Origin of the sequence: Methylobacterium sp. XJLW (genome assembly GCF_003254375.1) — a bacterium.
Taxonomy (GTDB): Bacteria; Pseudomonadota; Alphaproteobacteria; order Rhizobiales; family Beijerinckiaceae; genus Methylobacterium; species Methylobacterium fujisawaense.
In genome coordinates, this window is sequence record NZ_CP016429.1 from 4,777,303 (window position 1) to 4,803,403 (window position 26,101).

Sequence of the window (26,101 nt, forward strand, 5' to 3'; positions counted from 1 at the left end):
TGTCGTGGGCCGGACGGACCGCGCCCGACCGGGTCGGGATGGCGCGCGGGTCTCCTCTCCCGTGCGGGAGAGGGACAGGGTGACGGACGTGCCCGATCCGGAAAGGTCTCCTCCCTCACCCCGACCCTCTTCCGCACGGGAGACAGGGGGCGTCGCGTCGCGTCCCGGGAAGGCCGAACCGGCGGCCCAGGGCGAGAACGCGCCTCTGCAGGACAGGCTTTTCAGCGCGTCGCATCCCTGGACCGACGTGCATCGCGCCGCCCGGCTCCTCGCCGCCGACCCGCATGGGCTCGGTGGCGCGGTGGTCCGCGCCCCTCCCGGACCGGAGCGCGAGCGCTGGCTCGAGACCCTGCGGTCCGCGTTGCCCTCCGGAACGCCCTGGCGGCGACTGCCGCCCGGCATCGGCGACGACAGCCTGCTCGGCGGCCTGGATCTCGCCGCGACCCTGGCGGCGGGCCGCCCCATCGCGCGGGCCGGTCTGCTGGCGGAGGCCGATGGCGGGATCGTCGTCGTCCCCATGGCCGAGCGCCTGCCGGCCGGCACCGCGTCCCGCCTCGCGGCCGCCCTGGATGCCGGCACCGCGGTGGACCGGCCGTCCCGATTCGGCCTGATCCTCCTCGACGAGGGCGAGGCGGACGAGACGGTGGCCGAGGCGCTGGCCGATCGCCTCGCCTTCCGGATCGACCTGAACGGCCTCGCGGAGCCTCCCCCGGCTGAGCCGGAACCCGTCTCGGACGCTCCGGAGCCCGATCCGGTCGGGAGCCTCTGCGCCCTGGCCGAGGCCTTCGGGATCGCGTCGCTGCGCGGCCCGATCCTGGCGGTGCGGGTCGCGCGCGCCCTCGCGGGCGACGGGCCGATCGGCCGGGCGGAGATCGTCGCGGCCGGGCGCCTCGTCCTGGCGCCGCGCGCCACGCGCCTGCCCGCACCGGAAGAGCCGCGCCCCGAGACCGCCGAGGCGCCCCCCGCGGACGCGCCTCAGGAACAGCCCAGGGCGGAGACGACGGATCCGTCCGCCGCGGAAACCCCCGACGACGTCGTGCTGGAGGCGGTGCGCGCCGCCATACCGCCGAACCTCCTCGACCAGTTGCTGGCGGGGGGTCGGCGGCTCACGGCCGCGAAGTCCGGCCGGGTGGGGCAGGCGGCGGCCGCCCGCACCGGGCGCCCGGTGGGCTGCCGGCGGGGCGATCCGCGGCGGGGACGCCTGGACCTGCTCGCCACCCTGCGAACGGCCGCGCCCTGGCAGGCCCTGCGGCGCACGGGGGAGGAGACGCGCCGCATCGTGGTGCGGCGGGACGATCTGCGGATCCGGATCCTCAAGCAGCGGACCGAGACCACCACGGTGTTCTGTGTCGATGCTTCGGGCTCGGCCGCCCTGGAGCGGCTGGCCGAAGCCAAGGGCGCGGTCGAGCTGCTGCTGGCCGAGGCCTATGTCCGGCGCGACCGGGTGGCGCTGGTGGCGTTCCGCGGCACCGGCGCGGAGTTGGTGCTGCCGCCGACCCGCTCGCTCACCCGGGCCAAGCGCGGGCTCTCGGGGCTGCCCGGCGGGGGCGGCACGCCGCTCGCGGCGGGGATCGATGCCGCGGTCGCGGTGGCGCTGGGCGTGCGCCGCGGCGGCAGCCGGCCGGCGATCGTGCTGCTGACCGACGGGCGCGCCAACGTCGCCCGGTCGGGGGAGGGGGGACGGGCCCGGGCGGGCGCGGAGGCCCTGCAGGCGGCCCGCACCTTGCGGGCGGCCGGGCTGGCGGCCCTGGTGGTCGATACGGGGACCCGGGGCGAGGACGCCCGGGCGGTGGCGGACGCGATGGGCGCCCGTTACCTGAAGCTGCCGCGGGCCGAGGCCGGTCAGCTCAGCGCAGCGGTGCGGGCGGCGCTCTGAGCGCCCCGCTCTTCAGCCCCGGGGCGGGGTCTCAGAGGTCGCCGCCGATGCCGCTGTCGGCGAGGCGCTGGTGATGGGCGAGCCACGAGTTCAGCATCTCGCGGATGACGGCCTTGAGGCTCCAGCCGCCGGAGACCGGGGCGGCGATGTTCTGGGTCGAGGAGGTGAACAGGATCATGGCCTTCTCCAAAGTCCGGGGACGCGTGTTGCTCTTGCTCGCCCGTGATATGCCGCCGTTGTTGCGACGCAGCAATCCGCTTCCTCTCACCGGTGGCATGCGGCCGCCGCATAGGATTATGCAGTGCTACGAAATACTTCCGGCCATGAACGATAGCACCGCCGCCGCCTCTGGCACCTCCGGCATCTCCGGTCATGCCGCATTGCGGGATGCGGACGCATGTTGACCGGCGTCGCGACCGACCGACCGGACTGGGCCGTGGAGGGTCGCGACTGGCCCCATCGGGAGGCCAGCCGCTTCGTGGAGGCGGCGGGCCTGCGCTGGCACGTCCAGGAATTCGGGTCCCCGGATGCCCCGACGCTGCTGCTCCTGCACGGGACGGGGGCGGCCACGCATTCCTGGCGCGGGCTGGCGCCGCTCCACGCCCGTGACTTCCGCGTCATCGCCCCGGACCTGCCGGGTCACGGTTTCACGGATCCCCTGCCCGACGCCGACCTGTCCCTGCCCGGCATGGCCCGGGCCGTGGCGGGCCTCGTGGCGGCGCTCGGCCGGCCGCCCGTCCTGGCGGCGGGCCACTCGGCCGGTGCGGCCGTGCTGGCACGGATGTGCCTCGACGGCACCATCGCTCCCCGGCTGCTGGCGGCCTTCAACGGCGCCCTGGCGCCCTTGCCGGGGGCGGCCAATCTGCTGTTCCCCGGCATGGCGCGGCTCTTGTTCCTCAACCCGCTCACCCCGAAGATCTTCGCCTGGACGGCGGACCGCGCCGCGGCCAAGCGGCTGATCGAGGGGACCGGCTCGCGCCTCGACCCGGAGGGCGTCGATCTCTACCGGCGGCTCTTCGCCCGGGCCGGCCATGTCCGCGGAGCGCTGGGGATGATGGCGAACTGGGATCTGGCCGGCCTGCACCGGGCGCTGCCCGGCCTCGCGACCCGGACCGTGCTGATCGTCGGCGGCGACGACAGGGCCATCCTGCCGGACACCGCCTTCGCCCTGCGCGACCGCCTGCCCGACGCCCGCGTCCGCCTGATCCGGGGTCTCGGCCACCTCGCGCACGAGGAGGCGCCGGAGCGCGTGGCCGAGGTGCTGCGCGCGGAGGCTTTGGACGCGGGCCTTCTGTCGCCGCCGTGACCCGGACGGGACTGGCGTCGGCCTTGCGTGGGTCGTAGAGCCTGCCGCGGGCCGCAAGGGCCTGCCGCTTAGCCAGCACAATTAGCCAGCACAAGGAGCAGCCGGGACGATGGCGAGACCCGTGATCGGCGTCATCGGCAATGCCCGCCTGATCGACAATCGGTTTCCGGCGCAGATCGTCGGCGAGAACAACATGCGGGCGGTGGCCGCGGTGGCGGGAGCCCTGCCGCTGATGTTCGCTGCCGCCCCGGCGATCACCGACCTCGGCGACCTCCTCGATACCGTGGATGGCATCCTGCTCACGGGCGGCCGCGCCAACGTCCACCCGACCCGGTTCAACACCGAGCCCTGCGCGGCGCACGAGCCCTACGACGAGGACCGCGACGCCGTGGCTCTGCCGCTGATCGAGGCCTGCGTGGCCCGCGGGGTGCCGCTGTTCGGCATCTGCCGCGGCTTTCAGGAGATGAACGTCGCCTTCGGGGGCAGCCTGCACCCGGAGATCCGCGACCTGCCGGGCCGGCTCAACCACCGCATGCCGCGCCTCCCGAACGGCGAGATCCATCCGGACCTGGAGGTGATCTTCGCCGACCGTCACGAGGTCCGCCTGACGCCCGGAGGCGCCTTCGCCCGTCTCCTCGGACGCGAGACGATCCGGGTGAACTCCCTGCACGGCCAGGGCATCCTCGAACCGGGCGGACGGATCGTGATCGAGGGGGTCGCCGAGGACGAGACGGTCGAGGCGATCCGCGTCCGCGACGCGGCGGGCTTCGCCCTCGGCGTCCAGTGGCACGCCGAGCACGATCCGGCGACCAACCCGCTCAACCGCGCCCTGTTCGAGGCCTTCGGGACGGCCGCGGCGACGCGGCACCGGGCAAGGGTGGCCGGGGGGCGCTGAAGCGCGGCATCGGCCGCGGACGGCGATCCCCTGACGGGGCGCCGATGCGGCGGCCGGCCGCCGTCTCCACGCCGCCAGAGGCTGCCAGGCATCGGCATCCAGGGTCGGGCGAATCGGGCCGCGACGACGGCCCGCGGAACCCGCAGCGCCCGCCCGCGGTTGCCTCGCCATGTCCCCCTCTGCCGATGCGTCTTCCGGTCCCCCGTCCGGCCTGCGGGTGAGCGTCGATCTCAACCTGTGCCAAGCCTATGCCCAGTGCTGCTACGCGGCGCCGCGGCACTTCCGCATCGAGGGGCACGAGGCCCTGTTCTACGATCCCGCGCCCGCCGCGCAGGACCGGGACGACATCGAGCGGGCGCGCGCCGCCTGTCCGGTCCAGGCGATCCGGGTCGAGGATCCGGAGCGGGGCGCCTGATGGCGCAGCCCCCCGGGCGGGCCCTGATCGTGGGCGCCGGCCTCGCGGCCCTGCGCGGTGCCGAGTCCCTGCGCGCGGCGGGGTTCTCCGGCCCGCTCACCATCGTCGGCGACGAGCCCCATCCTCCCTACGACCGGCCGCCGCTGTCGAAGCATGTCCTGACCGGTGCCGTCGCGGCCGACGCGACGACGCTGCCGGGACGCCACGGCCTCGCGGCCGACTGGCAGCTCGGCACGGCGGCCGTGAGCCTCGATCGGCAAGCCCGCACGGTCCACCTCGCCGACGGGCGTGCCCTCCCGTACGATCGCCTGCTCATCGCCACCGGCACCCGCGCCCGGCCGTGGCCGAACCCCCACGAGGGCCGGCTCTCCGGCGTCTTCACCCTGCGCGGGCGGGACGATGCCGCCGCCTTGCGGCGCGCCCTGGCCGCCGGCCCGAGGCACGTTCTGGTGATCGGCGCGGGCTTCATCGGCTGCGAGGTCGCGAGCCTGTGCCGGCAGCTCGGCCTTCCCGTCACCCTGGTCGAGCCCGGCCCGACGCCCCTGTCCCGCGTGCTCGGCAGCACCGTCGGGGGGTTGATCGGCGCGATCCACGCGGGCCACGGGGTCGCGGTGCGCTGCGGCAGCGAAGTCGAGTGGCTGGAGGCGGAGGGCGGCCGGCTGGTGCGGGCCCACTTGGTCGACGGCGGCAGCATCGCGACCGACATCGCCGTCATCGCCCTGGGCGCGGTGCGCAACACCGACTGGCTCGAAGGGTCCGGCCTGTCTGCGGATTGCGGCGGGGTCGATTGCGACGCGCACGGCTATGTCCTCGACACCGACGGACAGCCCGATCCGCACATCGCCGCCGCCGGCGACGTGGCGCGCTTTCCCCATCCCCTCTACGGGGGCCGGCGCGTCGCCCTGGAGCACTGGAGCCACGCGGTGGCGCAGGGCATCCATGCCGGCCGGCTGCTCGCCGGCGCGGGACCCGAGGTGCCCTACGGCGCCCTGCCGACCTTCTGGTCGACGCAAGGAGACCTCGTGGTGAAATCCGCGGGTCTGACCGAGGGCGCCGACGCCGTGGCGATCACGCAGGGCGATGCGGCCGCCGGCCGCTTCGTCGCCCTCTACGGCCGCGAAGGACGCTGCATCGCGGCGGTCTCGGTGGATTCCGCCCGCTGGCTGCCGGCCCATGCCGAGCTGGTCGCCGCCCGGGCCCCGTTCCCGCCACGCGGCGCCGCGACCGACCGGCCGAAGGCCGTCACGATCCTCGAGCCGGGCTTGCCCTAAGGAAACCGCATGCCCGACGCCACCCTCCTCAATCAGGTCAAGGATTTCGCCAACCGGCCGAATCCCTATCCGATCTATGCGCGGCTGCGGGAGAACCCCGTCTCGCGCCAGGACGACGGCACCGAGGAGGGCACCTGGGTTGCGGCGACCCACGGCACCATCGCCAGCCTGCTGCAGGACCCGCGGGTCAGCTCCGAGACCCTGCCCCCAGCCGATCGGCCGCGTACCGGCAACCCCCTCACCGACCTGATCGTGAAGCCGCTCAAGGACTGGATGATGGACCGGCACCGGGTCTTCATCTTCCGCGACCCGCCGGACCACGATGCCCTGCGCTCGGCGGTGATGCACCAGTTCAGCCGGGAGCGCGTTCAGGCGATGCGCGCCCGCTCCGACCGGCTGGTCGCCGATCTGCTCGACGAGAAATGCGGCGCCCGGGAGATCGATGCGGTCGACGACCTCGCCTACCCGCTGCCCGTGACGGTGATCTGCGAGCTGTTCGGCGTGCCCCGGGAGGACGAGCCGAAGTTCCACGGCTGGGCGACGCAGCTTGCCACCGCGCTGGAGCCCGACAGCCTGTCCGATCCCGAGATCCGCGCCGAGAACAGCCGGACCTTCGACGCGATCGGCGGCTACATGGCCGACCTGATCAAGGACAAGCGGAAGCACCCGGGGGACGACATGCTGTCGGGGCTTGCCAACCACGCGACCCCGGCCGGGGTGAAGATGGGCGATTACGACCTGATCGCCACCTCGATCCTGATGCTGGTGGCCGGCCACGAGACCACCGTGAACCTGATCACCAACGGCCTGCTGACCCTGCTGCGACATCCCGACGAACTGGAGCGCCTGCGGCAGGATCCGCTCCGGGCCCCGCGGCTGATCGAGGAACTGCTGCGCTACGAGCCGCCGGTGCAGTTCCGGACGCGGCGGACGCTCTCGGCCATCGACATCGCGGGCGTGACGATCCCCGAGGGCGCCGACCTCGTGCTGCTGCTGGCCTCCGGCAACCGCGACGGGGCCGTCTTCCCGGATCCCGACCGGTTCGACCCCGACCGCGCCGGACTCCGCCATCTCGGCTTCGGCGGCAGCCTGCATTACTGCGTCGGCGCGCCCCTTGCCCGGTTCGAGGCCGAGGCGGCGCTGACCGCGCTTGCCCGCCGGCTCAAGGCGCCCCGGCTGATCGAGGACCCGCCGCCCTACCGGTCGGGCGCGGCGCTCCGCGGGCCCGAGCATCTGCAGGTGGCGATCGACGGGATCGCATGAGGCGCCGCCGGGCCGGCGGGGCGGCGGCGCCTGATGCCCGTCAGGCGGCCTTGACGGCGGCGAGGAAGGTCGTGACCTCCTCGCCGAGGCTCGCCGAGTAGCGGGCCAGTTCCTGCGCGGCGCTCAGGACCTGTCCGGAGGCCGTCCCGGTGTCGCGGGCCGCCTGCCGGACGTCGGCGATATCGGTGCTCACCGCCTGCGTGCCCTGCGCCGCCTGCGTGACGTTCCGGACGATCTCGCTGGTGGCCGCGCCCTGCTCCTCCATGGCGGCGGCCACGCTGAGCGCCACCGTGCGCATCTCGTCGATCGTGCCCCCGATCGTCCGCATCGCCTCGACCGCCTGCCGCGTCTCGGTCTGTATGGCCGCGATCTGCGCCGCGATGGTCTCGGTCGCCCGGGCCGTCTGCGAAGCGAGCGCCTTCACCTCGCCCGCCACCACGGCGAAGCCCTTGCCGGCCTCGCCGGCGCGCGCCGCCTCGATGGTGGCGTTGAGGGCCAACAGGTTGGTCTGCCCGGCGATCCCGGCGATCAGGCCCATCACCTCGCTGATCTGGTCGGTGCCGCGGGACAGCACCTGCATCAGGGCGTTCGTCTGGGTCACATCCGTGCTGGCCCGGTCGGCCATCGCGGAGGACTGGGCGACGCGGGCCGCGATCTCGTGGATCGAGGCGGCCATCTCCTCGCTGGCCGCCGCCACGGTCTGCACGTTGCTCGACGTCTGCTCGGAGGCAGCGGCCACGCGCACGGACTGGTCGGTGGTCCGCGCGGCCGTGCGCGTCATCTCCCGGGCGGTGGCCTCCATCTCCACCGCGGCCGAGGACAGCCCCTGCGTCAGCGCGCCGACCTGCGTGTCGAACCGGGCGGTGATCGCGTCCAGCATCTGGGCGCGGCGCATCTTCGCGTCGTTCTCCGCCACGGCGGCCGCGTCGGCCGCGCGCTTGGCGATCAGGGCGTCCTTGAACACCTGGACCGCGCGGGCCATGGCGCCGACCTCGTCGCCGCGCCGCTGGTCATCGACCGTCACCGCGAGATCGCCGTCCGCGAGGCCGCGCATCGCCGCGGTCAGGCGGGTGATCGGACGCGCCAGGCTGTTGCCGACGAGGAGGAGCAGCGCCAGGATCGGCAGGGCGAGGCCGGCGGACCAGACGGCGATGGTGACCGCCCGGTCGCGCACGGCCGCGTGGACATCGTCCCGGTACAGGCCGGTGGCGACGATCCAGCCCCACGGCTTGAACATCTGCACGCTCGCGACCTTCTCCACCGCCACGGACCCGCCGGCGCGCGGCTTCATGTAGTCGACGAAGCCGGAGCCGTCGCGCGTGGCGGTCTCGACCATCTCGGCGAAGTAGCGCTTTCCGCCGGGGACGTCGGTCTGGTCCACCACCCGCTTGCCGACGTTCTTGGCGTTGAAGGCGTTGGCGATCAGGTGACCCTGGGCATCGAGGACGAAGAAGTAGTCCTCGCTGCCGAAGCGCAGGGCGGTGATCGCCGCGAGGGCCGCCTTCTGCGCCTCGGCGAGGGGCATCTGGCCCGCGGTGGCCTGCGCCTCGTAATGGCCGAGCAGGCTCTGCGCGACCTCGGTGAGGCGCTTCGTCATCAGGGCGCGATCCTCGAGCGCCGAGCTGCGCATGTCGACGTAGCTCAGCGCGCTCAGGGCGCCGATGGCCACGAGCACCAGGACCATCACGGCCGCCAGCTTGTGGCGGAGCTTGAGGTTGGCGAGACTGTGCCACGGCACGGCACGGTCGGCGGACGGGCGGCTGGTCTGGTTGGGAATCATCCGAGCACCGGAAGAGGACGCCTGCAGCCTGCCGGAACAGGGTCGCCGTCGGCGCTGCATCGGGCCACTTTCGCGCGATCGGGTTAGTAAATCGCAAAAATTCGCGACCGAGAGCCGGAACCATGAGGGCGGATGTCGAGAGGCGCCCCGTGAAAGCAGCCTATCTCAGTAAATTTACATAGATTAGTATCTAATTCTATTCGAGACGGGACAGCAACTCAACTGTTCACGGCTGTCCGGTCACGCTGTAGTGTACCCGCCTGAAGCAGCCCGTGTCCGGCCGCAGGGGCGAGCAGGCGGTCGGCCCGACGATCAGTCCGGTCTGCGCCACGAGCGCGAGCCTGTCCGGCCGCAGGATCCGTCATCGATCGGCAGGCTCCGATGGCGCCGGTCCGGCAGCGGCTCCCGGTCGGCAGGACCGCGACCGCCCCGACACGGATCGCCCCGACACGGATCGCCCCGACACGGATCGCCCGAGCGGAGCGTCATCGGTATTAAACGTGCTTCGACGATCTTCATGGAAATGCAGCGACGGAATTCCCCTGTGCGGCAGTTCGATCTATTGTTGCATCGCCTAGCGGATCAGTCGGGAACGCCGCGATTTCAGGAGGGCACCATGTTGCACGGTGCGCGAACGAGCCTCGCCGCCCTCATTCTGGCCCTCGGCCTGGGCGGCGCATCCGCCGAATCCGTGGCCACGACCTGGACGGACCCACCGGCCCACAAACCGGCCACCGAAAAGGCGCCGGCCGCGGATCAGAAGGCGGCGGCGCCGGCAACGGCCGCCTCGACCCCCGCGGCGGCGACGAAGGCCCGGCCGACGCCCGCCAAACGGACGGCCGTCGCGGCGCGGCGCGAGCCGGAGCGGAAGGCGGCACGCGGCCCATCATCGACCGCCAAGCGGTTCGCCGCCGCGCCGCGCCGGGCCCGCATCACCGCGGCGCCGGCCCGCATGATCCGCAGCGGCCCGCAGATCGCCGCGGCAGCGCCCCCGCCTCCGCCTGAGGGCTACGCGCGCTACCGCGCCTACAATTACGGGCCGGGCTATGGGTACGGCTACGCGCCGGACGACACCGACGACCGCCTCGATCGCCTGAGCAGCGCGCAGGCCGCCGGCTACGTCGTGGTCCGCCGCCGGACGGTGCAGTTCCCCGACGGCCGGACCCTGCGGGTCTACCGCCCGGACCCAGAGGGTGAGCCGTTCTGATCTGACACGCCTGCGAACACCGCCCGCAGGGGGGCCCTCAGAATCTTCCCGGCGGGGTTGCGCGGCAGGAGTTCGTCCCGGATCACGATCCGCACCGGGACCTTGAACGCCGCGAGCCGCGCGGCCGCGAAGGCGCGGATCTCCGAGGCGTCGGCACTCGACCCCTCCGCCAGAACCACGATGGCGCCCGGCTCCTCCCCGAGGGTCGGATGGGGCACCGGCAGCACCACGGCGTCGATCACGTCCGGATGGGCGTAGAGGGCGTTCTCGACCTCGCAGCAATAGATGTTCTCGCCGCCGCGGATCAGCATGTCCTTGATCCGGTCGACGATGGTCAGGAACCCCTCGTCGTCGGCGCGGGCGAGGTCGCCGGTGCGCAGCCAGCCCTCGGAGAGGGCCTCGGCGGTGGCCGTCGGGTCGTCCCAGTAGCCGCGGACCACGTTGGGGCCCTTCACGCAGAGCTCGCCGACCGTGCCCGGCGGCAGCACGTCCCCGAGGGGGTCGACGATCCGCACCTCGCAGACCGGCAGGGGCGGACCGCAGGACTCGGGATGCGCGAGGTAATCCTCGCCCTGGTGATGGGTGAAGGTCGCCGAGGTCTCGGTCATGCCCCAGCCGGTCCCGGGGACGACCTTCGGCAAGGCCTCGCCGAGCGTTCGCACGAGGTCGCCGGCGGCCGGGGCCCCGCCATAGGTGACGCCCTCGAGACTCGGCAGCGGCCGTCCGGCCTCCCGGGCGGCGGTGGCGAGCTGCCACGCGATGGTCGGGACGCCGCCCGCGCTGGTGCAGCCCTCCCGTTCGATCAGGTCGAGGGCCGCGTTCGCGTCCCAGCGGTGCATCATCACCAGCCGGTGGCCGCCGTAGAGCGCCGCCCCGAGGCTCGCGTGGCAGCCGGTGACGTGGAACAGCGGGATCACCAGCAGCGCCGCCCGCTGCGGCGCGGACGGGTCGGGCTTGGGCGGGCTCTCGCCCCGGCGCAGGGCGCTGCGCGCCGCCGAGTAGGGATAGGCCATCACCGTCGTGGCGGCCGCCCGGTGGGTGCCGACCGCCCCCTTGGGCTTGCCGGTGGTGCCCGAGGTGTAGAACAGCGTCGCGTCGTCCTCCGGACCAAGAGCGATGTCGGGCAGGGGCAGGTCGGGCAGGGCGGCCCAGTCCCGGACCGGCCCCACGATCTCGGCGAGCGGCGTCGCCCGGGGGTCCGGCTCCATCCGGGTGGTGAGGACCCGCTCCAGGGCCGGGCATTCGCCCAGATGCGGGGCGAGCCGGGCGAAGCGCTCGCCGTCGGCGATCAGCACCCGCGCGCCCGAATGCTGCAGGCCGTAGGCGAGCTCGGGCCCGGTCCACCACGCATTGAGCGGCGTCGCGATCGCCCCGGCGAGCAGGGCGCCGAAATAGCTCACCGGCCATTCGGGCAGGTTGCGCTGCGCGATGGCGACCCGGTCGCCCTTGCGCAGGCCGGCCTCCACCAGGGCCCGCGCCAGGGCGGTGGCGGCGCGGGCGAAGCCCGTGAAGGTCACGCGCTCGTCCTGATAGACAACGAAGGTCTTCTCTCCGTGCCCCCGGGCGATCCGGAACAGGTCGCGCAGGGTCGGCGGGGCCTTCTCCCAGATCCGGGTCGGCACGCCCCGGATCGGCACCGTGGCGATGGCGAAGGGTGCGCCCGGGGCGGTGAGCCGCGCCTCGGCCTCGCGGAAGGGCAGGGAAGGCCAGCCGGCGGGGATGCGGGGGTCGAGACTCATCGGGCGATGGTCACGCCGCCGTCGATGACCAGTGCCTGACCGGTCACGAACCGGCCCGCCGCGGAGGCCAGGAACACGGCGGCGCCGGCGATCTCGTCGGGCTCGCCAATCCGGCGCAGGGGCGCGGCGTCCGTGGTGGCGGCCAGCATCTCGGGATCCTCCCACAGGGCCCGGGCGAAATCGGTGCGGATCAGCCCCGGGCAGAGGCAGTTCACCCGCACGTTGGCGGGCCCGTACTCCACCGCGTAGTTGCGGGCGAGCTGGAGGTCGGCGGCCTTCGAGACGTTGTAGGCGCCGATCACCGGCGACCCTTTGAGCGCCCCGATGGAGGAGACGATGACGATCGCGCCGTCCCGCCGCGCCACCATGCCGGGGGCGACCCTCTGGATCAGCCAGTGGTTCGCCAGGACGTTGTTCTCGAGGATCTTCCGGAACTGCGCGTCGGAGATGCCGGCCAGCGGCCCGTAATAGGGATTGCTGGCGGCGTTGCAGACCAGCACGTCCACCGGGCCGAGCCGCGCCTCGGTCTCGGTGACCAGGGCTTCCAGCTCGTCCTTCACCGAGATGCTCGCCGGGATCGCCACGGCGCGGCCGGCGCCGTGCGCGGCCTCGATCTCGGCGACCACCGCGTCGCAGGCTTCGCGCTTGCGCGAGGAGATCACCACCCGGGCGCCGTGCTCGGCCATCCGCAGGGCGATCGCCCGCCCGATGCCCCGGGAGGAGCCGGTGATGAGCGCGACCTTGCCGGTCAGGTCGAACAGGGACATGGCTCGCCTCCGCGCTGCGCAGGGCCGGACACGCCCGCCAGCTTGGTTCCGCGGGATCTGACGGTCGCGACGCGCCCCCTCTCCCGCACGGGAGAGGGTTGGGGTGAGGGGTGCGCACTGTCCGGAAAGACCCGATCCCTCACCCTGTCCCTCTCCCCCACGGGAGAGGGGACCAGCGCCCCATCCGGCTGTCGACGATGTCTCCGGACGCCGCCCATCCTCACGCCCCCGCCCGCATCGACCGGCGCAGGCGCGCCATGCCGGCAAGCCACCGTTCGGGATCCTCGGCCCGGCGGCGGGCGTATTCGGCCACCTGCGGGTGCGGCAGGATCAGGAAGCGCCCCGATGCCAGCCCATCCAGGGCGGCCTCGGCGACGGCCTCGGGTGACAGCACGCCGTCGCGCGACGCGGCGCTGGCCGCCCCCAGCATGGCGGTGTCGACGCCTTGCGGGCACAGGGCGGCGACCCGGATCCCGTCCGCGGCATGGGCGATGGCGAGATGCTCCAGGAAGGCCAGCGCCGCGTGCTTGGTGGCCGAGTAGGTGGCGCTGCCGATCTGGCTCAAGAGCCCCGCCGCCGAGACGGTGCCGAGGAACGCGCCCCCGCCTCGGGCGCGCCAGAGCGGGACCAGAACCCGCGCCGCGTGGACATGGCCCATCACGTTCACCGACCACGACCGCGCCCAGCTCTCCGGATCGGCGGAGGTGGCCAGCTCCGGATCGGGGTCGCGCTCCAGGATGCCGGCATTGGAGCAGTAGAGCGCGATGGGACCGATCCCGGCCTCGATGCCTGCGAGGGCAGCGGCGACCGCCTCCGGGTCACCCACGTCGATGGCATAGGCCCGTCCGCCGAGTTCCACCGCCACGGCCTCAGCCCCGGCGCCGTCGCGGTCGAGGGCGACCACGGTCGCGCCCCGGGCCCGGGCCGCCGCGGCGAGCGCCCGGCCGATGCCCCGGGCGGCCCCCGTGACGGCGACGACGCGGCCGGAAAACTCCATGCTCAGGCCCCCGCCCGCTCGGCGAAGCCCCAGGCCGCTTCGGCAAGCTTCGGGACGCGTGCCGCCATGGCGGCGGCGTGCTCGCTCGCGGCGTTGCCCGCCTTGGCGCGGGCGGCCACACCCTGCAGGATGCCGACCAGCCGGAACAGGTTGTAGGCGAAGTACCAGTCGAGGTCGGGCAGGCTTTTCCGATCCGCCGCCCGGCAGTAGAGCGCCACCGCCTCGTCCCGTGTGGGAATGCCCAAAGCCGGCAGGTCGAGCCCGCCGAGCCCGCTGCGCCCGTCGGCCGGCAACTCCCACTGCATCAGCAGGTAGCTGAAATCGGCGAGCGGGTCGCCGAGCGTCGACAGCTCCCAGTCGAGCACCGCGCTGACGCCGCCGTCGCGGGAAAAGATCAGGTTGTCGAGGCGGTAATCGCCGTGGACCACGCAGGCGCCCTGCTGCTCCGGCACGGTCCGAGGCAGCCACGCGATCAGCCGCTCGACGTCCTCCAGGCGCCCGTCCTCGGCGGCGCGGTACTGGCGGGTCCAGCGGTCGACCTGCCGGGCGAAGTAGTTGCCGGGCCGGCCGTAATCGGAGAGCCCCGCCGCCTCCGGGTCGATGGCGTGGAGGCGGGCGAGCGTCGCGATCATGCCGGCGTAGTGGCGGTGGCGGGCATGGGGATCGAGGCCCGGCAGCGCCCCGTCCCAGTGCACCGCGCCGTCCACCGCCTCCATCACGTAGAAGGCCGCGCCGATGATGTCCGGGTCCTCGCACAGCGCGAAGGGCCGCGGCACCGGGAAACCCTCGCCGTAGAGGGCGCCGATCACCCGGAACTCGCGGTCCACCGCGTGCGCGGAGGGGAGGAGCGGGCCGAAGGGTTTTCGCCGGAGCACGTAGGCCTGGGCGGGCGTGTCGAGCCGGTAGGTCGGGTTCGACTGACCGCCGCGGAACTGCCGCACGGTGAGCGGGCCGGCGTAGCCGCGGACGTGGCCCTCCATCCAGGCGGCGAGCTTCGCCTCGTCGATCCGGTGGCGCGGCTCGACCGGCTTCACGCCGGAGAAGACATCCGCGTCGCTCATGCGCCCTCGCGGGCATTGGTGTAGCGCCCGAATTCCAGCCGGGCGATCGAGCGGTTGTGGACCTCGTCGGGCCCGTCGGCGAGCCGCAGGGTGCGGATATGGGCGTACATCCTGGCGAGCCCGAAATCCTCCGAGACGCCGGCCCCGCCATGGGCCTGGATCGCGTCGTCGATCACCTTCAGCGCCACCCGGGGCGCCGCGACCTTGATCATGGCGATCTCGAGCTTGGCGCCCTTGGCGCCGACCTTGTCCATCATGTCGGCGGCCTTCAGGCAGAGGAGGCGGGCCATCTCGATGTCGATCCGCGCCTCCGCGACCCGCTGCTCCCAGACCGACTGCTCGGAGATCCGCTTGCCGAAGGCGACCCGGGACACGAGGCGGCGCGCCATGGCCTCCAGGGCCACCTCGGCGGCCCCGATGGTGCGCATGCAATGGTGGATCCGGCCCGGCCCGAGCCTTCCCTGCGCGATCTCGAAGCCGCGGCCCTCGCCCAGGATCAAGTTCCCGGCCGGCACGCGGACATGCTCCAGCACCACCTCGCCGTGGCCCTTGGGGGCGTCCTCGTAGCCGAAGACCGGCAGCAGCCGCTCCACCCGCACCCCCGGCGTGTCCATCGGCACCAGGATCTGCGTTTGCTGCCGGTGGCGGGGGGCGTCCGGGTCGGTCTTGCCCATCAGGATCGCGATCCTGCAGCGCGGGTCGCCGACGCCGGTCGACCACCACTTGCGGCCGTCGATGACGTAGTGGTCGCCGTCCCGGCGGATCGACGTCGCGATGTTGGTGGCGTCCGAGGAGGCGACCTCCGGCTCGGTCATCAGGAAGGCCGAGCGGATCGCGCCGGCCATCAGGGGCCTGAGCCACGCCTCCTTCTGGGCGGGGCTGCCGTAGCGGTGCAGCACCTCCATGTTGCCGGTATCGGGCGCCGCGCAGTTGAAGACTTCCGAGGCGATCCCGACCCGGCCCATCGCCTCGGCGCAGAGCGCGTAATCGAGGTTGGTGAGGCCGGCGCCGCGGTATTCCACCGTGTCGTGCTCGGGGGAGGGCGGCAGGAACAGGTTCCACAGGCCCTCGGCCTTCGCCCGGTCCTTCAGCCGCTCCATCGTGGGCGAGGGGGCACGGCTCTCCGTCCGCTCGGCCGCGACCGCGGCGGTGGCCGGCAGGATCTCGGCGGCGATGAAGGCGCGGACGCGGTTCAGCCAGTGCGTCTGGGACTGGGAGAGGTTGAAGTCCACGGTGTCCGCTCCCTAGGGTTTTCCTGCCGGCCAGCGCACCAAGCTGTGCGAGCCGGCTGCCCGCCGTCCCACTGCCTTCACCCGCGGCGCGACGGGCCCCCTCTCCCGTGCGGGAGAGGGTTGGGGTGAGGGACGAGAACTCTCAGGATCAAGCAACCCAGCGACGCGCGTCCCTGGCGCGCCGCCTCCGGACAGACCTGATCCCTCACCCTGTCCCTCTCCCGTACGGGAGAGGGGACCTGCGCTCCAACCCGAATCGAACGTGGATCTTGATCGACCCGGATCACGCCACCCCTCACAGATAGGCCGATCCCATCTCGCTGGCGAAACGCTGCGGCGGCCCCTCCCAGACGATCCGCGCCTGCTCCAGCACGTAGACCCGGTCGGCGTGCGGGAGCGCGAAGGTGACGTTCTGCTCGCCGAGCAGGACCGTGATCGGCGTGGTCTGCCGCAGCTTCTCCAAGGCTTTCGACAGCAGCTCCAGGATCACCGGGGCAAGGCCGAGCGTCGGCTCGTCGAGGATCAGGAGGCGCGGCCGCATCATCAGCGCCCGGGCGATGGTCAGCATCTGCTGCTCGCCCCCCGACAGGGTGCGGGCGCTCTGCGTCTCGCGGGCCTTCAGGATCGGGAACAGCTCGTAGAGCCAGTCGCGCTGCCTGGCGCTCTCGGCCTTGGGGAAATGCTGACCGCCGAGGTCGAGGTTCTCGCGCACGCTGAGGTCACCGAACAGCTCGCGGGTCTCGGGCACCTGGACGATGCCGGCCCGGGCGATGGCGGCGGGCTTCATCGTCGCGAGATCCCGGCCGTCGAACCGGATCGTGCCGGTATGCGGCACGAGGCCCGAAATGGCGTTGAACAACGTGGTCTTGCCGGCGCCGTTCAGGCCCACCACCGAGACGAACTCGCCCTCGTGGACGTGGATCGAGGCGGCGCGGAGCGCCTGCGCCTTGCCGTAGAGCACGTCGACACCCTCGACGGTCAGCAGCGAATCCGGCTTGAACGCGGCTTCCGGCCGGGCCGCCGTCTCGATGCTGCCGCCGAGATAGACCCGGCGCACGGTCGGGTCGGCCATCACGGACTCGGCCGAGCCCTCGGCGATGCGCTCGCCGAGATACATGGCGAACACCCGGTCCACGAGGGCCGAGACGCTCTTCACGTTGTGGTCGACGAGGAGCACGGCCTTGCCCTCGTCGCGAAACCCCCGGATCAGCTCGGAGAAGGCCGCGACCTCGCCGCCGGTCAGGCCCGCGAAGGGCTCGTCGACCAGCACCACCCGGGGATCGCGGGCGATGGCCTTGGCGAGCTCAAGCCGGCGCAGATCCGCGAAGGGCAGGGTGCCGGGCCGCCGGTCGACCACGGCGCCGAGGCCGACGCGCTCGGCGATTTCTTTCGCGCGCCGCGCGACGTGGGGATCCGCGACCAATCGGATCAGGCTGTCGGGCAGGAGCGCGAGGCTGATGTTCTCCAGCACGGTCTGCCGCTGGAGCGGCCGCGCGTGCTGGAACACGAGGCCGATCCCGGAGCGCGCCACCCGGTGGGCCGGCATCCCGCCGATCTCGGCGCCGTCGAGGCGGATCGAGCCGGCGCTCGGCCGCTCCAGCCCCATGATCAGCTTCATCACGGTGGACTTGCCCGAGCCGTTCGGGCCGATCAGGCCGAGGATCTCGCCGGGCCGCAGGTCGAGATCGACCTCCTTGACGGCGACGAGGCCGCCATAGCGCTTGGTCAGGCCGCGCACGGTGAGGCAGGGCTCGGCCAGGACGGGCGACACGGCCGGCGGGGGTGCCACGGCGACGGTCATCGGGCGCTCCGGAAGGAGGCGAGGCCGAGGAGCCCCGAGGGCACGAACAGGATCACCAGCAGCGCCACCGCCGAGACCACGAAGGTCGAGAGCCCGCCGAGCGGGCGCAGCAATTCGCCCGCCGCGATCAGGAACACGGCGCCGAGCGCCGCGCCCACGATGGTGCGGCGGCCGCCGAGCACCGCCGCGATGATCACCTGCACGCCCACCGACGTGTTGATCAGCGTGCCCACCGAGGCGGTGCCCATGTAGAAGACCACCAGCCCGCCCGCGAGGCCCGAGAAGGCGGCGCTCACCGCGAAGGCCGCGAGCTTGTGCTTGGCGACGTTGAAGCCGAGCGCCCCGGTCACCACCGGATCCTGGCCGGCGGCCTGGAGGATCAGCCCCGCGGGCGAGCGGGCGATGGCCGTGAGGATCAGGCCGGAGACCGCCATGAAGCCGAGCGCCAGCCAGTAATTGGTGTCGGCGTCGATGGAGATGACGTCGGGGACGGTCAGGCCGATCTCGCCGCCGGTGAGGCCGGAGAAGACCACGATCATGTTCTGCAGGAGCAGCACCGCCACCAGGGTGATCAGCCCGAAATAGGGGCCGCGGACCTTCAGCGCCGGCAGCGCCAGGGCGAGGCCGCCGACCACGGCGAGCACGGTCCCGGCCGCGAGGCAGTAGGGGATCGGCAGCTCGTAGCGGTTGTTGAGGATGCCGGCGCCGTAGGCCCCGAGCCCGATCAGGAAGGTCGGGCCGAAATTCACCTCGCCGGCGAAGCCGAAGAGGAGGTCCCAGGCCATCGAGAACACGCCGAAATAGTAGGCGATCGTGAGCAGGCCCAGGATGTAGCCGGAGACATACCAGGGGAGGGTGGCGGCGGCCGCGACGGCGAGGATCGCGATCCAGAAGCCGGGGGTGGTGAGGAGCTTCATGGATGAGCCGCACCAGGATTGATGATCAGGGCTTCAACGCTGATGAGGGAACGCGACGCGCCCCCTCTCCCGTGCGGGAGAGGGTTGGGGTGAGGGACGGGACGCGTCAGGCTGGAGCACGTCTTCGACGCGCGTTCGCGTCCCGCCTTCTCCGGGCGCCGCACGCCCCTCACCCTGTCCCTCTCCCGCACGGGAGAGGGGACCCGCGTCTCGTCTTGCGGCCGCCGCGGCGGCGCACACGCCGTTCGAATCCGGGAGCCAGCACAGGGAAGGGCGTTCATCACGCGCCCGGCGAAGACTCTGATCTCGAGGACCGCCATCAGCGCCGCCCCAGCAGGCCCTGCGGGCGCAGGTACATGACGGCGACGAGCAGCAGCAGCGCCGGGATGACCCGGTAGGCCGGCGAGATCAGGTAGGCGGTGGCGGTCTCGAGGTAGCCCACCACGTAGGCGGCGATCAGCGAGCCGGTGACGCTCCCCAAGCCCCCCAGCACCACGATCGAGAAGGCGCTCGCGGTGAGCGGCCCCACCGAATACGAAGACACCCCGAGGAACATCCCGAGCAGCACCCCGGCGATGCCGGCCAGAAGCCCGTAGATCGCCCAGACCGCGACGTAGATCTTCGCCATGTCGTGGCCGAGCAGCGTGACGCCGCGCGGGTTCATGGAGGCGGCGAGCAGGACCTTGCCGGCCCGCGCCCGGTTCACGAACAGCCAGAGCAGCCCGATCACCACCCAGCAGATCAGCGCGGTGAAGAGCTCGTTCTTCGGCGTGCGGACGCCCGCGATCTCCACCACGCCCTCGATGAGCGGCAGCACGGTCTTCGGGTTGTCGGTGAAGAAGTAGGCCACCAGCTCCTGGATCATGATCCCCCAGAGCAGCGTGCCGGTGAGCACGAAGATTTCCTTCTCTTCGCGCGGGATCGCCCGGCTGCGCTCGATCGGCGCCACGACGGCGAAATAGGTGACGAGGGCGCCGGCGAGCCCGCACAGCACGCCGATCGCCGCGCCCGCATAGGAGCCGAGCCCGAACAGGGCCGAGGCCGCCCAGGCCGCCACCGCGGCCATGACCATCAGGGCGCCGTGGGTCAGGTTGAGGACGCCCGAGACCCCGAAGATCAGGGTGAAGCCCATCGCGCCGAGGGCGTAGAGGGCCGAGATCGCGAAACCGTCGACGAGGATCTGGAGGCCGATCATCGCGCTCTCCCTGTCCGCCTACGGGACCGCCGCCTTCACCGCAGGGGGCAGGATCATGGTCCCGTTGGCGGTCGCCGCCGGCCAGATCGCCACCTGCTTGCCGTTCTGCCACTGGCCGAGGACGCTGGTCATCAGGCCGGGGCCGTACTGGATCGAGTGGGTGAACGGGTCGTCCTTGCCGTAGAACTTCAGGTGCCCGACGGTGCCGACATAGTCGGTCTTCTCCAGGGCCTCGACGAGCTTGTCGGCCTCCGTGGAGCCCGCCCGCTTGATCGCCTCCGCGGTGTAGTAGACGGCGTCGTAGGCCATGAAGCCCGCGTAGGAAGGCGCCCCGCCGAAGCGCTTGGTAAAGGCCTCGGAGAACGGGATCGTCTTCTCGGTGAGCGCCACGCCCGGCAGCGCCACGCTGTCGAACAGCACGCCCTGCGTGCCGCCGTTGGTGTTGGCCCAGAAGGTCGAGGAGGTCGCCTGGCCGCTGATGCCGGTCATGGCGATCGGCACCTGCTGATTCTGCCACTGCACGGTCGGCTGCACGCCGACATGGGCGATGCCGGTGACGATCAGGTCGGGCTTGGCCGCCTCGATCTTGTTGTAGATCGGCGTGAAGTCCCCCGTGTCCGGCGAGAAGCGGACATGCTCCACCACCTTGAGCCCGGATTTCGGCAGGCATTCCTGGTAGGCGGCGTCGAGCGGCCGGGTCCAGGCGGCGTCCTCGCTCATGATCGCGGCGGTCTTGGCCTTGAGCGTCCCGACCAGCACCTCCTTGGCCGAGTCGCAGACCGCCTGCGCCAGGGCGTGGGAGGTCAGATAGCCGTGGAAGGTGTACTTGTTCCGGGCGTAGTCCTTATGGACGTTCACGCTGATCTCGTTGGAGGCCGCGCCGGGCGTGATCATCGGCGTCTTGAGCCGCGCCGCCCAGGGCATCAGCGCCAGCACGACCTCCGAGATGTAGCTGGCGATGACGACGTTGACCTTGTCCTCGGAGACCGCCCGCTGGAAGGCGCGGACCGCGTCGGAGGCGGAGGACTTGTCGTCGTAGGTGACGACCTGGATCTGGCGCCCGTCGATCCCGCCCTTGGCGTTGATCTCGTCGGCGGCGAGCTGGACCGCCTGCGGGATCGAGGCCCCGGCGACCGACTGCGCCTCGGCGATCACCCCGATCTTGATCGGATCCGCGGCCCGGACGGGCCCGGCGGCGACCAGCCCCGCCGCGATCAGCGCGGGCAGCATGCGCCGAATCGGGGCAACCCGAGCGGCGGCGCGCACGGTCTCGGACATCGGCGCTTCCTCATCCCAGTGCCCGAATTTTATATTCGCGGGCTTGGGGAGGGACTGTACCCGCGCTCCGACGGATCACAAGGGGCCGATCGGGACCGGCCGGTGACGTTTGCACCGAGTCGTTTTCCGCCCGGGGTATCGCGGCGCGCCGCCGCGTCCTAGGCTCGCCGCGGCCCTGCGAAGCGCGGGCCCGGCGGCCTCGAAGAAGGGCACGGTCTGGTGAGGAACGCACGCTCGGCCGCGGCCGGGGTTCGCCCCGGACCGCGGCCCTGGAGCCTCGGGAAGCGGCCGGCGCGGGCAGGGGGACCACAGGCATGACCCTGCGCTGGACCCGGCGGCCCGAGGGCTCGACCTGGGGGGATTTCGGCCCCGACGACGAGCTGGGGCGCCTGAACCTGCTCACCCCCGAGAAGGTGCTGCAGGGCGTCGCCGAGGTGCGCGCGGGCCTGACCTTCTGCCTCAGCCTGCCGCTGGACCTGCCGGGCGGCAACGTCCTGAACCCGCGCCGCCACCCGCCCCAGATCACCCCGACCCGCCGCGCCGACGGCCGGCCGAACATGAACTTCCCGGTCTGCGAGGAGGTCGACGGCGCCACCGACGTGATCTGCGACGACCGGGCGCTGATCCACCTGCAATACTCGACGCAGTGGGACTCGCTCGCCCATGTCGGGTCGCTGTTCGACGCGGACGGCACGGGCGCGACGCCGACCTACTACAACGGCTTCCGCGGCGGCCGGGACATCGTCGGTCCGAGCGCGCCGGAAGCGGCGGATCAGCCGTCCCGGGCGAAGCGCCTCGGGATCGAGCGCTTGGCCGAGGCCGGCATGCAGGGCCGCGCCGTGATGATCGACCTGCGCGCCCATCTCGGCGACGCCAAGACCAAGGTGGGTTACGACCAGCTCGCCCGGATCCTGGAGGCCGATGGCGTCGTGATCGAGCCCGGCGACATGGTCTGCCTGCATACGGGCTTTGCCGAGCGGCTGATCGCCATGGGCGGCGATCCGGACCCGAAGCTGGTCCACAATCTCTGCGCCGGCCTCGACGGGCGGGACCCGCGCCTCCTCGACTGGATCACCCGAACCGGGCTCTGCGCGCTGATCGCCGACAACTACGCGGTGGAGGCCTACCCGGCGGGACCCGGTCCCGCCTGCTGCGCGACGCTGCCGCTCCACGAGCACTGCCTGTTCAAGCTCGGGGTCAATCTCGGCGAACTGTGGCACCTGACGCCGCTGGCCGCGTGGCTGCGCGCCCATGGACGGAGCCGCTTTTTGCTCACAGCCCCGCCGCTGCGCCTGCCCGGCGCGGTGGGCTCGCCGACGACGCCGATCGCCACGGTGTGAGCACCGGGCGGCCTCAGATGCCGACCGGATCAGCCGAGGGCGGCGGGCGCGGCGGCGGCGCGCGGCGGATCGCCGACCGGCTCCGCGGCCGGCTCCGCAGCCGGCTCCGCGGCTTCCTGGGGCGGCCCGGGACGGAGGACGGCGCGCTCGCGGAAATGCGGGATGGCCGCCTCGAACACGGCCTCGGCGGCGGCCCGGTCGCCCGCCGCCACGGCGTCGCGCAGCCGCACCACCCAGCCGTCGAGCCGGGCCCGGTCGGCGAAGACCGGCCGCGCCGCCATCACGCCGTCGATGCCCGGCAGGGCGATCCGGGGCTCCTCGCGGGCGAACAGGATCTCGTTGAGCCGCTCGCCGGGCCGGGCGCCGGTATAGGCGATCTCGATCTCCGCGCCGGGCTCGAAGCCGGCCAGCCGGATCATCCGCTCGGCGAGGTCGGCGATCCGCACCGGCTGGCCCATCTTGAGCACGTAGACCGCGGCACGCTCCGCGCCCGCCCGGGCCTCGCCGTCGGCATGCGAGGCCGCCGTCAGCACGAGGTCGCAGGCCTCGCGCACGGTCATGAAGTAGCGGACCATGTCGGGGTGGGTGACGGTGACCGGGCCGCCCCGGGCGATCTGCGCCTTGAACACCGGCACCACGGAGCCGGCGGAGCCCAACACGTTGCCGAAGCGCACGGCGATCAGCCGGGTCGCGTGGTTCGGCCTGACCGATTGTTCGGCATCGAGGGCCTGGGCGACCATCTCGGCGAAGCGCTTGGTGACGCCGAGCTGCGAGACCGGCTCGATCGCCTTGTCGGTGGAGATCATCACGAGCGCCCGGGCGCCGGCCGCCACCGCGGCCTCGGCCACGTTGATCGAGCCGAACACGTTGGTCTTGATGCCCTCCTGCCAGTCCCGCTCCAGGTAGGGCACCTGCTTGAGCGCGGCGGCGTGGAGCACGTAGTCCGGCCGGAACGCCGCGATCACCGCGTGCGTCCGCTCCCGGTCGCGGATATCGGCCAGCACGCCGGTCACGTCCGCCTCCGCGGCCAGGATCGCGGGGTGGCTGAGGATGCCGTGGAGGGCCGGCTCGGAGGATTCGAGCACCAGCACGGCGGCGGCCCCGAAGGCCACGGCCCGCAGGCAGATCTCCGAGCCGATCGAGCCGCCGCCGCCGGTGACCACGACCCGGCGTCCGGCCAGGAACGCCTCCAGGCGCGGGCGGTCGATGGCGACGGTCGGCCGCAGCAGCAGATCTTCGATCTCGAGCGGCGCCAGTTCCGGGCCCTGGACGCCCTCGCCGAGACCGACGACGCGGGCGAGGGGCAGGCCGAGGCGCCGGGCACGGGCGATCAGGTCGTCGGGGGCCGCCTCGGGCACGAGGGCGCTCGGGGCCGCCACCAGCCGCCGCACCGGCGCGCCGCGGTTCGCGAGGTCGGCGACCACGCGCTCAAGATCGGGGAACCCGCCCAGAACCGGCACGCCGCGCATGAACTGGCCGCGCTCGTCCGCCCGGGGCGACAGGATGCCCCGCGGGGCGAGCTTCTTCACGGAGCCCGTCTCGATCGCCCGGAGCAGCACGTCCATGTCGGCGCCACGGCCGAGGAGCAGGGTCGGGACGGTGGCGGCCCGCGCGCTCGTCTGCCGGGAGCGGGTATCCTTGAGGTAGCGGAACGCGAGCCGGGTACCGCCCAGGAAGAAGATCTGCAGGACCCAGTACAGCAGGATCGCGATCTTGCCGAAGAAGTAGAAGCCGTACAGGTCGGACGAGACCAGGACCCAGTCGGTCACCAGGAGCGCCAGCGCCAGGACGCTGGCCGCCCGGACGATGCCGGCGAGATCCTGCAGCGAGGCGAAGCGCCACTTGGTCCGGTAGAGCCGGAACCGGCCGTAGACGAGGCCTGCGAAGACCAGGAACGGCGGCAGCAGCAGGGGCAGGGCGTGCAGGCGCTCGGCGAGCATGCCGCCCTGGAAGCGGAACAGGAAGGTGAGCACCACGGCGGCAGCGGTCGCCGCGAGGTCGTGGGTCACCATCACCGCGGTCTTGTAGAGGCGCTGCTGCATCGGGTGCCGGATGGGATGCCGCGGGGTATCCGCCGCGGCACCGGCCCTGTCAACGCGCCGCTCCGGCCCCGCGCCACACGGACGCGCGACCGCTGGGCGTATTACCTGCCGAGACTGCCGCCGAACCCGGATTTGAAATTCTTCTGATAAGTGCGCCCTTTCACCGGGTCGGCCTTGTCGACCATCAGAATTTTGACGCGCTCATTGAAGTCTTCCGTGGTCACGGTCTGTGCCCGACCGGTGATCAGAATTCTAGCCATCTTCGCCTCCGCAACATCGCCCAGGGCACAGGATCGCGCGGAGGGTCTGTTTTACTTGGTGTGTGGCCAGCCGATTACAATCGGAGCAGCCTCAGAATTGCCAGGCTTAGGTCAGCGCCCGGGCCGCGGCGCCGGCCGCATCGTCCACACGGTCGATGTCCGGGGCCTCGATGTGCCGGTACCGCGCCTGAATCAGCCCGAAGGCACCGAAAGCCGCGTGGCCCGCCGCGGCGAGCCCGAGCAGCACCCAGCCGTAGGGCTGCGCCCGCAGCAGCGCGAAGGCCTCGGACAGGCCCTTGGCATCCGAGGAGCGCTGGTGCCATGCCGCGGCCACGAGGAACCCGCCGATGATCAGGAAGGCGAGGCCCCGCGCCGCGTAGCCGAACCGGCCGATCGGGCCGGCCCAGCGGTCACGGGCTTGCGGGTCGATGGCGAGTCGGTCGGTGACGTCGCCGCGCCAAGCCTTGCCGAGGAAGCCGAAGCCGCCTCCGACGACCGCGAGGCCGACGAGGGCCACGAGCCAGCGGCCGAAGGGCTTGCTCAGGAGCCACGCGGTCCCGTCATGCACGCCGTCGCCGCCGCTCATGCCCAGGCCGAGGCTGAGCGAGGCCGCGCTGGCGGCGAGACCGAGATAGAGCACGGCGCTGATCAGGTGGGCGCCGCGCACGGCGAGGCCCTTGGCCGAGGTGCCCCGCCGGTCGGCATCCGTGATGCCCTCGACGAGGCGCCAGAGGGCGAATCCGGCGAGGCCCAGGGCGATCAGGCCGACGATGGCCGCGCCGAACGGCCCGGCCATCACGGCGCGGAGCGCGTCCTTGCTGTCCCCGGCCCGCCCGCCATGCCCCAGGGCCGCCAGCAAGGCGAGGCCGCCGACCAAGATGTAGACGACACCGCGGGCGCCGTAGCCGAAGCGGGCGATGCGCTCGATCGTGTTGCGGCCCCCGGGAAGCGTCCTCATCGGCAGACCTGGGAAGCCGGGATACGGATGTTCGTCACGGGCTGCCTCGATGAGCGACGTCCTGAGCGACGTCCGGTGACGCTGCGCCTCGTCAACGCCCGGCGGCCCGCGCGCGATCCGTTGCCGGCGCAGAGTTCCGGCCGCCTACATCGGCGTCCGCTCGGCCCGGCCCGTGAGCGCCACGTAGAAGCCCAGCCCGTCCTGGGCCGGGAGGGTCTGCAGGCGCTCGATCAGGCCGCGGCGCTTCGCGTCGAGGAGCAGGCGGCCGGCCGGCTGGAACAGGGTCTCGCCCCCGCCCTCCGGCGGCGGATCGAGCCGGATCGCCACGGTCTTGCCCTTGGCGAAGCGGCTGCGCTCCAGCATGTCCTTGAGGGAGGCCTCGGCGGTCGCCCGGTTGGCGCCGCGCAGGTCGAGCACCGACTCAGCGTCGGTCACGCCGAGGGAGCCGCGCAGCTTGGCCGCGTAGAAGTCTTCGAAATGGGGCAAGTCTCGGTGCCTTGA

23 protein-coding genes are annotated in these 26,101 nt (G+C 72.6%); 8 read left to right on the top strand and 15 right to left on the bottom strand.

Features of this window, described 5'->3' with window-relative positions; translation table 11 throughout:
- Positions 1–247 precede the first annotated feature (247 nt).
- Entirely contained in the window at positions 248–1,876 is a 1,629-nt protein-coding gene (locus tag A3862_RS22150; protein ID WP_442919045.1) for a magnesium chelatase subunit D, read from the top strand.
- 31 nt (positions 1,877–1,907) lie between these two features.
- Here A3862_RS22150 and A3862_RS31630 read toward each other — a convergent pair whose 3' ends face one another.
- Positions 1,908–2,054 carry a hypothetical protein gene (locus A3862_RS31630; protein WP_164706391.1) on the bottom strand — a complete coding sequence of 49 codons (147 nt, stop codon included), beginning with the start codon at positions 2,052–2,054 and terminating at the stop codon, positions 1,908–1,910.
- A 219-nt stretch (positions 2,055–2,273) separates the two neighbouring features.
- Here A3862_RS31630 and bchO point away from each other — a divergent pair, with 219 nt between their 5' ends.
- The 5 genes from bchO to A3862_RS22175 all read left to right on the top strand — a co-directional run bounded on the left by bchO (position 2,274) and on the right by A3862_RS22175 (position 7,026).
- A complete protein-coding gene (gene bchO / locus A3862_RS22155) occupies positions 2,274–3,182 on the top strand; it encodes an alpha/beta fold hydrolase BchO (protein ID WP_111473999.1) in 909 nt (302 codons plus the stop codon).
- Positions 3,183–3,291: 109 nt separating this feature from the next.
- Entirely contained in the window at positions 3,292–4,077 is a 786-nt protein-coding gene (locus A3862_RS22160; protein ID WP_043354002.1) for a gamma-glutamyl-gamma-aminobutyrate hydrolase family protein, read from the top strand.
- A 169-nt stretch (positions 4,078–4,246) separates the two neighbouring features.
- Positions 4,247–4,492 (top strand): ferredoxin, encoded by a 246-nt coding sequence (locus A3862_RS22165; RefSeq protein WP_111474000.1) that lies wholly within the window; start codon positions 4,247–4,249, stop codon positions 4,490–4,492.
- Positions 4,492–5,763: an NAD(P)/FAD-dependent oxidoreductase gene (locus A3862_RS22170; RefSeq protein WP_111474001.1), complete on the top strand. Its 1,272-nt coding sequence runs from the start codon at positions 4,492–4,494 to the stop codon at positions 5,761–5,763. The genes A3862_RS22165 and A3862_RS22170 overlap by 1 nt, the downstream gene beginning before the upstream one ends.
- Before the next feature lie 9 nt (positions 5,764–5,772).
- Positions 5,773–7,026: a cytochrome P450 gene (locus tag A3862_RS22175; protein ID WP_111474002.1), complete on the top strand. Its 1,254-nt coding sequence runs from the start codon at positions 5,773–5,775 to the stop codon at positions 7,024–7,026.
- A 40-nt stretch (positions 7,027–7,066) separates the two neighbouring features.
- On the opposite strand, the gene A3862_RS22180 is transcribed toward A3862_RS22175, so the two are convergent.
- Positions 7,067–8,764, bottom strand: coding sequence for a methyl-accepting chemotaxis protein (locus A3862_RS22180; RefSeq protein WP_236961442.1), 1,698 nt, complete (start codon positions 8,762–8,764; stop codon positions 7,067–7,069).
- Between the two features lie 658 nt (positions 8,765–9,422).
- On the opposite strand from A3862_RS22180, the gene A3862_RS22185 reads away from it, so the two are divergent.
- Positions 9,423–10,013: a hypothetical protein gene (locus A3862_RS22185; protein ID WP_043757028.1), complete on the top strand. Its 591-nt coding sequence runs from the start codon at positions 9,423–9,425 to the stop codon at positions 10,011–10,013.
- Here the strand turns inward: A3862_RS22185 and A3862_RS22190 are convergent.
- The 9 genes from A3862_RS22190 to A3862_RS22235 form a co-directional block, all read right to left on the bottom strand.
- The gene (locus tag A3862_RS22190; protein WP_043757023.1) at positions 9,980–11,752 is read right to left on the bottom strand and encodes a class I adenylate-forming enzyme family protein; all 1,773 of its coding nucleotides are present in this window, start codon (positions 11,750–11,752) and stop codon (positions 9,980–9,982) included. The two genes, A3862_RS22185 and A3862_RS22190, sit on opposite strands and share 34 nt — an antisense overlap.
- Positions 11,749–12,519, bottom strand: a complete 771-nt coding sequence (locus A3862_RS22195) for an SDR family NAD(P)-dependent oxidoreductase (RefSeq protein WP_043757020.1) — start codon at positions 12,517–12,519, stop codon at positions 11,749–11,751. Before A3862_RS22195 ends, A3862_RS22190 begins: the two co-directional genes overlap by 4 nt.
- A 220-nt stretch (positions 12,520–12,739) precedes the next feature.
- Positions 12,740–13,516 (bottom strand): SDR family NAD(P)-dependent oxidoreductase, encoded by a 777-nt coding sequence (locus tag A3862_RS22205; protein ID WP_043757017.1) that lies wholly within the window; start codon positions 13,514–13,516, stop codon positions 12,740–12,742.
- Between the two features lie 2 nt (positions 13,517–13,518).
- Positions 13,519–14,577, bottom strand: a complete 1,059-nt coding sequence (locus tag A3862_RS22210; RefSeq protein WP_043353020.1) for a phosphotransferase family protein — start codon at positions 14,575–14,577, stop codon at positions 13,519–13,521.
- A complete protein-coding gene (locus A3862_RS22215) occupies positions 14,574–15,809 on the bottom strand; it encodes an acyl-CoA dehydrogenase family protein (RefSeq protein WP_043383145.1) in 1,236 nt (411 codons plus the stop codon). The genes A3862_RS22210 and A3862_RS22215 overlap by 4 nt, the downstream gene beginning before the upstream one ends.
- A gap of 295 nt (positions 15,810–16,104) precedes the next feature.
- Positions 16,105–17,610, bottom strand: a complete 1,506-nt coding sequence (locus A3862_RS22220; RefSeq protein ID WP_043386826.1) for an ATP-binding cassette domain-containing protein — start codon at positions 17,608–17,610, stop codon at positions 16,105–16,107.
- Complete coding sequence (locus A3862_RS22225) at positions 17,607–18,527, bottom strand: branched-chain amino acid ABC transporter permease (RefSeq protein ID WP_043345981.1); 921 nt, start codon at positions 18,525–18,527, stop codon at positions 17,607–17,609. The genes A3862_RS22220 and A3862_RS22225 overlap by 4 nt, the downstream gene beginning before the upstream one ends.
- Positions 18,528–18,846: 319 nt before the next feature.
- Positions 18,847–19,722 carry a branched-chain amino acid ABC transporter permease gene (locus tag A3862_RS22230; RefSeq protein ID WP_043386828.1) on the bottom strand — a complete coding sequence of 292 codons (876 nt, stop codon included), beginning with the start codon at positions 19,720–19,722 and terminating at the stop codon, positions 18,847–18,849.
- 18 nt (positions 19,723–19,740) lie between these two features.
- The gene (locus A3862_RS22235) at positions 19,741–21,000 is read right to left on the bottom strand and encodes an ABC transporter substrate-binding protein (RefSeq protein WP_043386830.1); all 1,260 of its coding nucleotides are present in this window, start codon (positions 20,998–21,000) and stop codon (positions 19,741–19,743) included.
- Positions 21,001–21,314: 314 nt separating this feature from the next.
- Here A3862_RS22235 and A3862_RS22240 point away from each other — a divergent pair, with 314 nt between their 5' ends.
- Complete coding sequence (locus tag A3862_RS22240) at positions 21,315–22,340, top strand: cyclase family protein (RefSeq protein ID WP_043757012.1); 1,026 nt, start codon at positions 21,315–21,317, stop codon at positions 22,338–22,340.
- A 29-nt stretch (positions 22,341–22,369) separates the two neighbouring features.
- On the opposite strand, the gene A3862_RS22245 is transcribed toward A3862_RS22240, so the two are convergent.
- The 4 genes from A3862_RS22245 to A3862_RS22255 form a co-directional block, all read right to left on the bottom strand.
- Entirely contained in the window at positions 22,370–24,382 is a 2,013-nt protein-coding gene (locus tag A3862_RS22245) for an SDR family NAD(P)-dependent oxidoreductase (protein WP_043757009.1), read from the bottom strand.
- Positions 24,383–24,483: 101 nt separating this feature from the next.
- Positions 24,484–24,642, bottom strand: coding sequence for a hypothetical protein (locus tag A3862_RS31635; RefSeq protein WP_164706392.1), 159 nt, complete (start codon positions 24,640–24,642; stop codon positions 24,484–24,486).
- A 106-nt stretch (positions 24,643–24,748) separates the two neighbouring features.
- The gene (locus A3862_RS22250; protein ID WP_043757007.1) at positions 24,749–25,600 is read right to left on the bottom strand and encodes a DUF1206 domain-containing protein; all 852 of its coding nucleotides are present in this window, start codon (positions 25,598–25,600) and stop codon (positions 24,749–24,751) included.
- A gap of 144 nt (positions 25,601–25,744) precedes the next feature.
- Entirely contained in the window at positions 25,745–26,086 is a 342-nt protein-coding gene (locus A3862_RS22255) for a hypothetical protein (protein WP_043345965.1), read from the bottom strand.
- Positions 26,087–26,101 lie beyond the last annotated feature (15 nt).

Coding starts and splice junctions, on each gene's coding strand:
- A3862_RS22165 (WP_111474000.1), top strand. CDS start 4,247: ATGTCCCCCTCTGCCGATGCGTCTTCCGGTCCCCCGTCCGGCCTGCGG.
- A3862_RS22245 (WP_043757009.1), bottom strand. CDS start 24,382: ATGCAGCAGCGCCTCTACAAGACCGCGGTGATGGTGACCCACGACCTC.
- A3862_RS22195 (WP_043757020.1), bottom strand. CDS start 12,519: ATGTCCCTGTTCGACCTGACCGGCAAGGTCGCGCTCATCACCGGCTCC.
- A3862_RS31635 (WP_164706392.1), bottom strand. CDS start 24,642: ATGGCTAGAATTCTGATCACCGGTCGGGCACAGACCGTGACCACGGAA.
- A3862_RS22210 (WP_043353020.1), bottom strand. CDS start 14,577: ATGAGCGACGCGGATGTCTTCTCCGGCGTGAAGCCGGTCGAGCCGCGC.
- A3862_RS22250 (WP_043757007.1), bottom strand. CDS start 25,600: ATGAGGACGCTTCCCGGGGGCCGCAACACGATCGAGCGCATCGCCCGC.
- A3862_RS22160 (WP_043354002.1), top strand. CDS start 3,292: ATGGCGAGACCCGTGATCGGCGTCATCGGCAATGCCCGCCTGATCGAC.
- A3862_RS22205 (WP_043757017.1), bottom strand. CDS start 13,516: ATGGAGTTTTCCGGCCGCGTCGTCGCCGTCACGGGGGCCGCCCGGGGC.
- A3862_RS22175 (WP_111474002.1), top strand. CDS start 5,773: ATGCCCGACGCCACCCTCCTCAATCAGGTCAAGGATTTCGCCAACCGG.
- A3862_RS22235 (WP_043386830.1), bottom strand. CDS start 21,000: ATGTCCGAGACCGTGCGCGCCGCCGCTCGGGTTGCCCCGATTCGGCGC.
- A3862_RS22220 (WP_043386826.1), bottom strand. CDS start 17,610: ATGACCGTCGCCGTGGCACCCCCGCCGGCCGTGTCGCCCGTCCTGGCC.
- A3862_RS22240 (WP_043757012.1), top strand. CDS start 21,315: ATGACCCTGCGCTGGACCCGGCGGCCCGAGGGCTCGACCTGGGGGGAT.
- bchO (WP_111473999.1), top strand. CDS start 2,274: ATGTTGACCGGCGTCGCGACCGACCGACCGGACTGGGCCGTGGAGGGT.
- A3862_RS22190 (WP_043757023.1), bottom strand. CDS start 11,752: ATGAGTCTCGACCCCCGCATCCCCGCCGGCTGGCCTTCCCTGCCCTTC.
- A3862_RS22225 (WP_043345981.1), bottom strand. CDS start 18,527: ATGAAGCTCCTCACCACCCCCGGCTTCTGGATCGCGATCCTCGCCGTC.
- A3862_RS22170 (WP_111474001.1), top strand. CDS start 4,492: ATGGCGCAGCCCCCCGGGCGGGCCCTGATCGTGGGCGCCGGCCTCGCG.
- A3862_RS22230 (WP_043386828.1), bottom strand. CDS start 19,722: ATGATCGGCCTCCAGATCCTCGTCGACGGTTTCGCGATCTCGGCCCTC.
- A3862_RS31630 (WP_164706391.1), bottom strand. CDS start 2,054: ATGATCCTGTTCACCTCCTCGACCCAGAACATCGCCGCCCCGGTCTCC.
- A3862_RS22185 (WP_043757028.1), top strand. CDS start 9,423: ATGTTGCACGGTGCGCGAACGAGCCTCGCCGCCCTCATTCTGGCCCTC.